We start from the raw sequence: 12,433 nt of genomic DNA on the forward strand, positions 1-12,433 counted from the left end.
CCTGTTTGCTTACTGGCTGGCCTATTACACCGGACAAGGCACTTGCCCAACTGGCATAACTTTTTTCACTTTTAGCTACCAATGCGAAAAAAGATGTCAATAAATGATACGCTTTAATTTTACTATTTTGATGCTTTGCAAAACCCGTAAGCCGGGCTTGTCGAGAAATTTCAGCATTACTTATTAAGCCAACTTTAGTATTTTTGGCTTGTGGAAAATGGGTTCGTTTTTTTTACTAGACATATTAATTACGAAACTCGTTTTCCATATTTATTTGTACAAGCTCTAATGTAGACCAATCCACGCTCCTGGCGTTTTTATTGTACAATTTAGTTGACGCCTATGCGATAGCTATCGGGACAGTCCGCATCCCGTTTTTTCAACGGGAGCGGACTTGGAATGGAAGGCCGGAACGAAATGTGATGGCGTGGAGGATGTTGATGCTCCAAATAATAAATAAGCTGAATCAACTAAGCATGATCAGCTTAAGTGAAATTAAATTTATGTGGTACCAGAAAATTATTTAATACGACCCTACAGCTTTTTTCACCACTCGATTCATAAAAGCTTTATTTGCAACTGAATTAAATCATCATAAAAGCCTTCAATTACTGAAGTTTATTTTTTTTTGGGCTTACAATTTTTCCTTTTGTTTGAGGTAATATTTTTTTAGCATTTGTGGAAGAAACCACTTTTTTGCCTGTTTTTGCTTCCAGTTCTTTTAAGGCAACTTTGGCAACATTTCCACCTTGTTTCGCAACTTTTTTACTTGCTTCAAACGTTTCCGGATTTGTAGCTGCTGAAATATCTTTGGTGGAAGCTTCTGCTAACATATTTAATATGAGTTCTGTATTCGTCATATTATCACGTAAGTTTTCTTTTTTTAAACCTTTTAAAATTTTGTATTCTTTTGTCGTTTTATCCGACCAGGTTTTGGTAATTATATCAGTAAGTGTGGCAAAATGTTCACCTTCTTTTAAACCCCTTTTTTTCCACTCATCAGTTAATTCTTTACGGATTTCAATACTTTTTAAACGTTGGTTAATCCAATTTTCAGAATATCCCAGTTCCAGGTAATTCTCCATTGCTCTGTCAATACTTAATTCAGGATCTTGCATTTCATCAAGCCTTTCCGATGCAACTTTAGCCAGCCAAAGTTTGAAGGTTTCTGCTTTAGGCGAAGGAACCGACTGTATGAGTCTGAAAAGCTGTTCTGTGTCCGCTACATCTGTTTTATAAAATTTGCCATCATTGGATTGCATTTTCAGTTGACTACAGTTTGTAGCCAACTGACTTCCCTCTGCTTTCAGCCTGGTTTTTAATACACTCCAATACTTTCGAGGGTTGGGGCTGTCCGTTAAAACACCAATAACATCTACTATTGAAATATACCACTTCTCTTCCTCCTCACTCCAAACCGACCGAACTTGTTTTTGTTCGAATAGGTTAATTGCCGTTTCTTTTTTCATTAGGTTAATATTGCCGTTGTGTTATTTAATAAATAAACAAATTGAATTATCTGTTTATTCAAAAAATCAATAGGCTAAGATAACTTTTAATGATTATATTTATAAGTAAAATAAAGAAATTAAATAGCATACTGTTGGCTAATAAACAAGCTGAATCGGCGCTTTTGCATTGCCCGCAGAATCAAAAGCGCTTAAACTCGAATAATAAATATTTTAAGTTATGCTAACACGTATAACTGAAGAATAGTTACAATATCAAATGCTTACTTCAATACGCCCTTACATCTTTCTTCTCTACCCAATTCATAAATGCCTTGTTTGCAACTTTGTTTCCGCCGGGTGTTGGATAATTGCCCGTGAAATACCAGTCGCCCAAATTTTTAGGGCAGGCTAAATGTAAACTTTCTACCGACTGATAAATTACTTCAACCTCAGCGCGAATATGTTTCGCTTTTACGATTTCGGCAATTTTATTTGAGATTTGATCATCGGTAAACTGATCGTATAATTTTTTTACGGCGTTATATGATTTTTCGTTGCTGAGTTTGGTTACTTCAACACATTCATCATATACTTCCTGAATTAAATGTTCTTTTTTATGTTCTTTCAACAACGCAACCATTGCTCTGAACGCCACAAAATCTCCCATCTTACTCATATCAATTCCATAACAATCGGGATAACGAATTTGTGGTGCCGAAGAAACAATTACAATTTTTTTCGGATTTAAACGGTCGAGAATGGCAATGATACTATCCTTTAATGTTGTGCCACGAACAATACTGTCGTCGATTAAAACTACTGTATCTTTTCCATCATTAACCTGTCCGTACGTTACATCATACACGTGACTCACTAAATCGCCACGGTCAGAATCGTTGGTAATAAATGTGCGCAGTTTTACATCTTTTAATGCGAGTTTTTCTACACGCGGACGTAAATTTAAAATACGTTGCAACTCAGCCGTATCTAATTTTCCGTTGAGTTTTTTTATTTCCTCCGATTTATAATTATTTAAATATTCCTCAATTCCTTTTACCATGCCGTAAAAAGCTGTTTCAGCAGTATTGGGAATAAATGAAAATATGGTATTATCGAAATCGTAATCAACAGATTGTAAAACTCTTGCTGTTAAAAAGCGACCGAGGTTTTTTCTTTCTTCGTAAATTTCTTTGTCGTTGCCTCGCGAAAAATAAATGCGTTCGAAACTGCATGATAATTTTTCTTTCGGCGGAATTACCATTGCTTCTTTAACAGCACCTTTTTTCTTAACGATTAAGGCATGCCCCGGTTTTAATTCATTTACTTTTTCGAACGGCACATTAAACGTTGTCATAATTGCGGGGCGTTCACTTGCTGCAACAACAACTTCGTCATCCTGATAAAAATATAATGGGCGTATACCGTTCGGATCGCGCATTACAAATGCATCGCCGTGGCCAAACATACCGCACATGGCAAAACCACCTTCAAAATCTTTTGAAGCACGTGTTAAAATGCGCTGAATATCTAAGTCGCTGGCAATTAAATTGGTTAATGTTTTATTGTCGTGATATTCTTTTCTTTCGTCAAACAATCGTTGCACTTCATCATCGAGAAAATGCCCGATTTTTTCCATTACGGTTACTGTATCGGTAAATTGTTTTGGGTGCTGGCCAAGTTCCAATAATTGCTGAAACAATTGCTCATTGTTCACCATATTAAAATTGCCGGCTAAAATCAGATTTCTGGTTATCCAGTTATTATCGCGAACAAATGGATGTACACTGTCGATATCGTTGCCGCCAAAAGTGCCGTAACGTAAATGCCCCATTAATACCTCACCGGTAAACGGCACATTTTTGCGCATCCACTCTGTATCGTTATACAATTCAGGGTTTTTGCGTTCAATTTTGCGGGCCTTTTTAAATACTTCTTCGAAAATATCCTTAATAGCCGATGGTGCAACACTGCGTTTGCGGTCCAAAAATTTATAACCCGGCTCGGAATCTATTTTTATGGTGGCAATACCCGCTCCATCCTGACCTCTGTTGTGTTCTTTCTCCATCAACAGGTATAATTTATTCAACCCATACAAAGGAGTGCCATATTTTTTATGGTAGTAGGAGAGTGGCTTTAATAAACGAATGAGGGCTATGCCGCATTCATGCTTGATTTGATCGCTCACAAATAAATGTTTCTGAAATTGAACCGCAAATTTACTCAATTAACGGCTTAAATGTCTCATAAAAACATGAATAAGCAGGATAAGTTCCCCTTAATACGGTAATTACACGCTTCGGGTTGTGTATAAGAAAATTACAAATGGTGTAAAACCTTTGTGCAGTCAATAAACAGCGGAAAAATACGAGTGGCTTTTACAATAAACCTTTTATCAGGTCATCAACGCCAATGCCATCGGCTTCAGCCTTGTAATTGCGCACAATGCGGTGACGTAATACCGGAAGGGCTACTGCTTTAACATCTTCAATATCAGGAGCATATTTGCCTTTTATGGCAGCATGACATTTAGCACCTAAAACGAGATATTGAGATGCCCGCGGACCTGCACCCCAGCTTAAATATTGATTTGCCTTAGGGTCGGCTTTGTCGGTGTTTGGACGTGTTTTGCTCACCAGTGAAACGGCGTAATTCAACACGTTATCGGTAATTGGAATGCGGCGCACCAGATGTTGGTAGCCAATTATTTCTTCAGCACCGATAATTTTATCGAGTGTGATTTTTGTATCGGTTGTGGTAGATTTTACAATGTTTAATTCAGCATCAAAACTTGGGTAATCTAAAATGATGTTGAACATAAAACGGTCGAGCTGGGCTTCCGGTAAAGGATAGGTTCCTTCCTGCTCAATCGGGTTTTGCGTTGCCAATACAAAAAATGGCAATTCAAGTTTATGTAAATGTCCGCCAATGGTAACATTTTTTTCCTGCATGGCTTCCAACAAAGCGGCCTGGGTTTTTGGCGGTGTACGATTTATTTCATCCGCTAAAATAATATTGGCGAAAACGGGACCTTTTAAAAATTTGAAATTGCGGTTATCATCCAGAATTTCACTTCCTGTTATATCACTCGGCATTAAATCCGGTGTAAACTGAATGCGTTTGAACGATAAATGTAAAGCATCGGAAATTGTTTTAATCAATAATGTTTTTGCCAGTCCGGGAACCCCAACCAACAAGCTGTGACCATCAGCAAAAATGCTCATCAAAACATTTTGCACCACTTCATCCTGACCGATAATCACTTTGCCGATTTCCGATTGCAGCTTTTTAAAGTCAGCCGCCAGCGAATCGATAGCTTCCACATCATTTTTAAATTCTTTCATTCTGCTATTTTAATACAAATCAAATTAATATTCAGTCTCTAAAAAAATAATTAACGCTAAATAACATTAATTACCTGCTGTTTCGAGCAACATATTCAAATCTACACAATCGCCGTAAGCAGGGTCAATTTTAATATATTCGGTTGCTGCTTTTTCTGCCACCCATTCGCCCATTATAGCCACTTGTTTTTGAGATAAGGCTGCGTTTTGAATTTTTGCATAATCATCAATTAAATTTAATGCATGCGGATCGGTTTGGTCGTTAAGCATAATAATACGCAATGCTTTTTTACCGTCAGCCGTTGTAAAAGGTACCACTTTTGAAACCTCACCCGGTTTTAAATTTTCGATGGAATAATAATCGTCAGGTGATAATTCGGAAATTTGAAATGTACTTTCTCCGCTTTGTGGATTCATTACAGCACCGCAAGTTTTATTGGTGTTTTCATCATCGCTGTATTTTTTTACGGCATCACAAAATGTAATGGTTCCTGCTATAATATTTGCGCGAATACTATCCAGTTGTTTATTTGCTGCAACAAAATTTAAATTGGTAACAGGTGGCATAATTAAAATATGTCTCAAACAAGCTTTGTCGCCCTGGCGGCTTTCCATTTTAATAATATGATATCCAAATTCTGTTTCTATTACCTCAGATATTTCACCCGGTTGTAATTTAAATGCAGCTGCTGAAAATTCGGTAACAAATTCTTCACGGGTTTTGCATCCTAAATCGCCGCACTGATCTTTTGTTCCATCAGAGGAATAAATACTTGCCAGACTACAAAAATCTTCACCTGCTAAAATACGTTTACGAATATCTTCTGCCTTAGCTTTTGCAATGGCTTTTTGTTCGGCATTGGCCTTGGGAATAATAATTAATTGGGCATATTCAATTTCTGCATTGATGAGTGGCAATGAATCGGAAGGAATGCCATTAAAAAATGCTTTTACTTCGGTAGGGGAAACTGATAAATCGCCAAAAATATTATCCTGCATACGCTGAATTAATAATAAATTGCGAACATCATCTCTGAATTCTTCTTTAATTTCTTGCACCGACTTACCGTAAAATTCTTCCATTTTTTCCTGTGAGCCGAATAATGAAATAAAATAACGGATACGATTTTCAATATTACTTTCCACCTCATCGTCGGTTACTTCAATACTGTCTTTTGCTGCCTGAATTAGCATCAATTTTTGGGTAACTAATTCCTGCATTACCTGGCAGCGGTAATCTTCTGGTACATCACCTTTTTGTAATTGTTCAAAGTAAAACGATTCTACTTCGCTCATTAAAATAATTTTGTCGCCAACCTGACCAACAATTTTATCGATAACAGGTTTATCGGTTCCTGTTTGTGCAAATAAGGTAATTCCGATTACTGTAAGTAAGGTGGTGAAAACCGTTTTTTTCATTGTTCTTTTTTTAAAAATTCTGCGTTGTCGCGTTTTAATCCTTCTGTATAAATATCCTGATATGTTTTATCCAGCAGGTCTTTTTTTCGTTTATTGATAATAATATTTTTTATGCCTTCCTTTAAATAATCGTAAGGGCCGATATCGCCGGCAAGATGAAAATCTTCCACCTTTACAAAATACCTGCTGCTGGTGTCGCTATAGGTAATCGGCGACTTAGTTCTGAACCTGCCGCCACTATACATGTCGTAAGGTAACAGTTTAAACAAATCGTCTTCACTCAGCCAAATCTGTGTGTTTAATGAAAAACGTTCACAGTTAGCCGCACAATAACGTTCAATCGGGTAGCGATATTTTTCCAGCCCTCTCGAAAACCAATATTGTATGGAATCGGCAGTTTTATTGCTGCGGGGTGAAACGGCGTAGGCTAGCTGGTAAATGTCGGTTTTTAGGGTAAAATCTTTTTTGTTGCGCTCGAAATAACTTTTTATGGAATCTTCCACTACAATGGTGTCCAAATTTTCGGCAAGCCATTGGCGCTCATACGCGTAAATAATTAACGATTCTTTATAAGCTTCAGCTTGTTTGTTGATATTGGCGAGGGCAGATTGCAGGTTATCTTCTGCAACGCGTAAAATGAGGTTTTGTCTCACCCAGTTGTCGATGTATTCGCTCACAATCCGGGCACTGTCTTCAGGGGTTGTTTCGTCGTTTATTAAACCTGCGATATCCGAAACATATAAATATTTGTCGTACACTCTTGCCAGTGGCTCTTGGTTTTTTTCAGGCTTATGCTTGTTGCAACCAAGAGCCACTATGCTAATAAAGAGTGCTATGTATACATTTTTAACGTTCAATTGATTTTTATCGAACCATTGAGTTAAATACTTTTTCATTTACAACAACCGGATATTTTTTATGGAGTTCTTCAATCCATTGTTTTTCCAATTGATCCTGATATGCAGAAATTACATATCCTCTTGCTTCATCCAACGTTTTTGGTGTTGGAGGAACAATTTTATTTATTTTCACAAATGTGATAGTGCCATCAGCATTTAAAATATCACTGCCAATACCAGGTGTTTTATTTAATGCATCCACATTGCTGTCCTGACCAGGTAAAATAACCGCTGTTTTAACAGTAACTAATTGTGTGGAGTCAACATTGTATTTATCCATGATTGATTTATCAGAAGCATTTTTGCCGGCCATTTTTCTAACAGCTTTTGCCGTTTTAGCATCAGCAACGGTATAAGTGGTAGCATCAATTCTTTCTTCCCACATATATTCTGTTTTATGTGCTTCATAATAAGCAGCTAAACCAACTGAATCGGTTGAGCCTTTGCTCCAGATTTTACGTTCTAACATGGCAAATAATGGTAAGCCATCGCGGTATTCCTGTAATAAACGTTTGAAGTCGATATTGCGCTCACTTAAATCGTATTCAATTAAAGTTTGCTCCAATGCCTGGGTATATAATTTATTATATTTTTCTTCAATGTTTTTATCGCGGGAAACACGTTGATTGATTTCAATATATGAAGCCATATCAGCCTGTGTAAAGCTGCGGTTGCCGATAGAAAACATTACTTTATTCATGCCTGCAGCAGCATTTAAATTCCAACTGTTTTTTACAAACGATGAATCTAATTTTGCCAGCAATTCTTTTTTGGCATCAACATTTTCAGTAAACGGATATTTTGTTTTTACTTTCTCAACAAAATCGGCGCGCAAGGTTTTGTATTCCGGTGAGCGTTCAATTTTTCCTTTTAATTCGTCTTTTACTTCAGCGAATGTACCATTTGGTTTTCTTTCGATTAAACGAATAATGTGAAATCCGAAAGCTGTTTGAACAGGAGCGGAAATATCACCCTGGTTTTTTAATGCGAAAGCAGCTTCCTGAAATGGTAATACCATTTTACCTGTAGTAAAAGGTTCTAAGCGACCGCCATTAGCAGCACTCACTTTATCTTCAGAATATTTTCCTGCTAATTCTTCAAATTCAGCACCACCTTTTAATAATGCATAAATACTGTCAGCTTTTGCTTTAGCTTTTGCAATTTCAGGTGCTTTTGCATCTTTAGGTGTTTTAATTAAAATATGTCCAACGGTTACCATTCCCGGTGAAGGGCGTTCTTTAACTACTTTAATAATATGGTAGCCGAATTTAGTTTTAATTACGTTGCTGTATGTGCCTACAGGAGTTTCAAATGCAGCATTTTCAAAATTTGCATCCGGAATTTGACCTGCTGTAATCCATCCTACTAAACCCGGATCGTTAGCATTGGTTTTATCGGTAGAAATTTCTGCAGCTACTTTACCAAAATCTTCACCTTTCATTAAACGTTCACGTGCAGCATTCAGTTTTTTAATTGCGCCTGTTGTATCTGCACCCGGTGCATTTGCATCTATGGCAATCATAATATGATACACCAAACGTTCTGTTTGCGAGCGGTTATACATTTTTAATGCGGCTGCTTCCAGTACTTCTTTATCGAAGTTCGATTTGATTAACTGGTCGCCATATTTTTGTAATTCTTCTCTTACTTTTTCGGTTGTGTCGATATGTTCGGCACGTGCTTCGGCAACTTTTAATTTGAAGTTGATGTAGAGGTCAAGATATTCATCCAAACTTGCTTTCGAATAATCGTTTTGTTTGTCGGGATTGTTTTTCTTGTAAACGTAAAGGAATTCCTCTTTTGTAACAGGTTGGCCATCTACGGTAAACAACACTTCATTTCCACCCGGAGTTTGTGCGTTTACTGATGTAATTAATAACATGCCGGCCAGCAGCATTAACGTCTTGAAAATGTTCATTTTCATATGTGGTAAATTATATTTTATAGGTTTGGTTTGCGTAAGGGACTGCAAAGCTAATGATTATTGAGTTTTAAGCAACATTGCGGTAATTATATTGCTTTTGACTGTCAATCACCAGGCCTCCTGACGGTCCCGCACTGCCGCCTAACAGCAAAAATCGTGCGTGATTAACGGCATTTTATACTTACCTTTGGCGCTTTAACAAAATTTAAGTCATGTCAATTTCAAAAAACAAAGTGGTTTCCTTAACGTATGAATTGAGGGAAGATAATGCCAGCGGAGACCTCATAGAAGTGGTAAATGCCGATCAGCCATTTGTGTTTCTTTTCGGCGCAGGCGGCTTACTGCCTGAGTTTGAGTCAAATCTTGAAGGAAAAATTATCGGAAGTAATTTCGAGTTTCAAATTCTTGCAGCCAACGCATACGGCGAATTTGATGATACAGCAATGGAATATGTTCCAAAAGACATTTTTATGATTGATGGCGTTTTAGCCGAAGATCTGCTTGAGGTAGATAAGGTAATAAACCTGCGCGATCAGGGTGGTCACCTTGTGAGAGCTCGTGTTGCAGAGGTTGGTGAAGCTGAGGTTTTACTGGACTTCAATCACCCGCTTGCCGGTGTAAACCTCCATTTTAAAGGTGGAATTCTCGATATCAGAGAAGCTTCTCAGGAGGAAATTGATCACGGCCATGTGCACGGTGCCGGCGGTCATCATCATTGATAATCAATAACTTACATGTAAAAATGCCATTTTGGATATCCGTTTGATATTCGAAATGGCATTCAATTTGTATTAATAACAATACGGCTGAAAAACAGCTGTTTATTTGCGTGTACAGTAGTTTGTACTATAAATTAGCCGTTCTGCCCCCATCTACAGGTAAATTGATACCATTGATATAAGCTGCTGCCGGTGATGCTAAAAAAGCTACGGCATTGGCAATTTCACTTGCCTCCCCAAATCGTTTCATCGGAATTTCGGCTAGCATTTTTTGTGCAATAGCATCTTCAGTGCTTTGGGTTTTAGCGGCATTGTTGCTGATGATGCCGGTTAAGCGTTCAGTTTTGGTGGCTCCCGGTAATACATTGTTTACAGTAATGTTAAATCCACCCAATTCATTTGCCAAGGTTTTACTCCAATTAGCCACGGCAGCCCTAACGGTATTTGATACGCCGAGATTAGGTAATGGTGCTTTTACGGATGTGCTGATGATATTTATGATACGACCGTAACCGGCTGTTTTCATTTCAGGTATTACCGCCATTGCCATAATATGGTTGCAGATGAGATGTGCATTAAAAGCGGAAAGAAACTGGTCCTCCGTTGCTTCACTCACTTTTCCCGCTGCCGGTCCGCCGGTATTATTGATGAGAATATGTATGGTTTTGGTGTATTGCTGTAAAAATGTGTGCACCTGATTTTTTACGTTGTTGGGATCAGCAAAATCGGCGACGATGTATTGGTGGTGCTGACCGTTTTGTGCAGGTAGTTCAGCTATTGCCTGTTGCAATTTATTTTCGTTGCGTGCAACAAGAATTACTTCAGCGCCAAGGGTGGCTAATTCCATAGCACAGGCTTTACCTATTCCCTGCGTGCTGCCGCAAACTATTGCGTTGTAATTGTTCAGACTGATATTCATTATTCTTTATAAATTTACTTCAAAATTAAACAATCAAAGATATGGCAGTAGCAGCACCTTTTAATTTAAAAAAGTGGATAGATGAAAACCGACATTTATTGAAACCACCGGTAGGTAACCAGCAGGTATATAAAGCCAATGAAGATTTTATTGTAATGGTTGTCGGCGGACCGAATTCAAGAAAAGATTATCACTTTGAAGATGGTGAAGAATTATTTTATCAGTTGGAAGGAGATATAACGGTTGCCATTCAGGAAGATGGTAAATCACGTGAAATTGTGATTAAAGAAGGTGATATGTTTTTATTGCCACCAAATGTGCCGCATTCTCCGCGTCGTCCGGCAAATACAATTGGATTAGTGATAGAACGTTATCGCACCGAAAAAGAATTTGATTCCTGTATGTGGTTTTGTGAAAAGTGTAATCATAAATTACATGAAGAAACTTTTCCTTTAAAAGATATCGTAACACAATTACCGGCCATCATGAATTCCTTTTACGCCAACGAACAACTCCGCACCTGCGATAACTGCGGATACGTGATGGAGCCACCGAAGTGAGTGGGATGATGTAAAGGGGAACGCAGAACCTGACAAGCGGGTCGCGGATTTTGGTGGATGCACGCTGATGGGATTTGGAAGTGATGCTCGGTGATTGGATGGTGGGAAAGGGGGAACGCAGAACCCGACAAGCGGGTCGCGGATTTTGTTGGATTAACGCTGATTGGATTTTGGAAATGATGCTCGCTGATGGGATGATTTAAAAAAAGGGAACCTGCCTACCGGCAGGCAGGCGCGGAACCCCGCCAGCGGGTCGCGGATTTTGGCGGATGAACGCTGATTGGATTATGAAAGGGATGCTCGCTGATAGGATAATGTAAAAGGGATACTCGTTGATCGGTTCATTTGAAAGAGATTGTTTGAGCGGATTTGATGGGATTGTTGGAGGGAATAATGGTTCGCGATTAATATATTTGGATTTACGGAAAATGATTTTTAGTGAATTTGTGAGGGCTGAATGAATATTGTGTTGAATGAAAATTTGTGATGATGGAATATTTACACAGCGATATCACGCAAAAAGTGATAAAAGCGTATTACAATGTTTACAATAAACTTGGATACGGATTTTTGGAAAAAGTTTATGAAAATGCCATGGTTATTGAATTAAAATCCATGGGGTTAAAAGTTGAACAACAGGTAAAAATAAAAGTATTCTACAATGGCCAGGAAGTAGGATATTATATAATGGATATTGTTGTTGAAAATATTGTAGGTGTTGAAATAAAAGCATGCGAAGCATTATGTGTAGAACATACCTATCAATTAATAAATTATCTAAAAGCATCACAAATTGAAGTTGGATTATTATTAAATTTTGGAAAAGATCCTGAAATCAAAAGAAAAATTTTCCGAAATAAACTAGACACCAGTTTCTAAAATCAATTAAACATATTCTTCGATTTATCGAAGTCATCAGTTCAAAAAAAATATTACAAAAAAATCAGTTTAAATCAGTTCATATCACCACCCCACATTTCGGATGATTGTTCAAAAATTAATAAACCAAAAAAATCAGTAATAAATCAGTTTATTTCACGCCCGCTTGTCGGGGTTCATCTTTCTAAAACAAATCAATCAAAATCAGTAAGAATCAGCGATCCGCCCGCCGGGTTCCGCGTTCCAAAAAAAATAAACCCAAAAAATCAGTTTAAAATCAGCCAAAATCTGCGACCCGCTTGCCGGGTTCCGCGTTCCAAAA

General features: G+C 37.8%; 10 protein-coding genes. 3 read left to right on the top strand and 7 right to left on the bottom strand.

The features are described 5' to 3' along the window. Window positions 1-608: 608 nt before the first annotated feature. The 6 genes from IPI65_09740 to IPI65_09765 form a co-directional block, all read right to left on the bottom strand. Complete coding sequence (locus IPI65_09740; protein MBK7441792.1) at window positions 609-1,469, bottom strand: Bro-N domain-containing protein; 861 nt, start codon at window positions 1,467-1,469, stop codon at window positions 609-611. Between the two features lie 268 nt (window positions 1,470-1,737). Beyond that, window positions 1,738-3,636: an amidophosphoribosyltransferase gene (locus tag IPI65_09745; protein MBK7441793.1), complete on the bottom strand. Its 1,899-nt coding sequence runs from the start codon at window positions 3,634-3,636 to the stop codon at window positions 1,738-1,740. A gap of 190 nt (window positions 3,637-3,826) precedes the next feature. Next, window positions 3,827-4,792, bottom strand: coding sequence for an AAA family ATPase (locus IPI65_09750; GenBank protein MBK7441794.1), 966 nt, complete (start codon window positions 4,790-4,792; stop codon window positions 3,827-3,829). Between the two features lie 66 nt (window positions 4,793-4,858). Beyond that, entirely contained in the window at window positions 4,859-6,211 is a 1,353-nt protein-coding gene (locus tag IPI65_09755) for a peptidylprolyl isomerase (protein MBK7441795.1), read from the bottom strand. Then, a complete protein-coding gene (locus IPI65_09760) occupies window positions 6,208-7,107 on the bottom strand; it encodes a hypothetical protein (protein ID MBK7441796.1) in 900 nt (299 codons plus the stop codon). Before IPI65_09760 ends, IPI65_09755 begins: the two co-directional genes overlap by 4 nt. Continuing rightward, window positions 7,076-9,034 carry a peptidylprolyl isomerase gene (locus IPI65_09765; protein ID MBK7441797.1) on the bottom strand — a complete coding sequence of 653 codons (1,959 nt, stop codon included), beginning with the start codon at window positions 9,032-9,034 and terminating at the stop codon, window positions 7,076-7,078. The genes IPI65_09760 and IPI65_09765 overlap by 32 nt, the downstream gene beginning before the upstream one ends. 212 nt (window positions 9,035-9,246) lie before the next feature. On the opposite strand from IPI65_09765, the gene IPI65_09770 reads away from it, so the two are divergent. Next, a complete protein-coding gene (locus tag IPI65_09770; GenBank protein MBK7441798.1) occupies window positions 9,247-9,753 on the top strand; it encodes a peptidylprolyl isomerase in 507 nt (168 codons plus the stop codon). A gap of 127 nt (window positions 9,754-9,880) precedes the next feature. On the opposite strand, the gene IPI65_09775 is transcribed toward IPI65_09770, so the two are convergent. Beyond that, a complete protein-coding gene (locus tag IPI65_09775) occupies window positions 9,881-10,672 on the bottom strand; it encodes an SDR family oxidoreductase (protein MBK7441799.1) in 792 nt (263 codons plus the stop codon). A 41-nt stretch (window positions 10,673-10,713) separates the two neighbouring features. Between IPI65_09775 and IPI65_09780 the strand changes: the two genes are divergently transcribed. Together IPI65_09780 and IPI65_09785 are read left to right on the top strand one after the other, a co-directional pair. After that, window positions 10,714-11,232 (top strand): 3-hydroxyanthranilate 3,4-dioxygenase, encoded by a 519-nt coding sequence (locus IPI65_09780; GenBank protein MBK7441800.1) that lies wholly within the window; start codon window positions 10,714-10,716, stop codon window positions 11,230-11,232. A 489-nt stretch (window positions 11,233-11,721) separates the two neighbouring features. Next, the gene (locus IPI65_09785; protein ID MBK7441801.1) at window positions 11,722-12,111 is read left to right on the top strand and encodes a GxxExxY protein; all 390 of its coding nucleotides are present in this window, start codon (window positions 11,722-11,724) and stop codon (window positions 12,109-12,111) included. The last annotated feature ends 322 nt before the right edge of the window (window positions 12,112-12,433 follow it).

This window comes from Bacteroidota bacterium (assembly GCA_016706255.1).
GTDB lineage: Bacteria > Bacteroidota > Bacteroidia > Chitinophagales > BACL12 > UBA7236.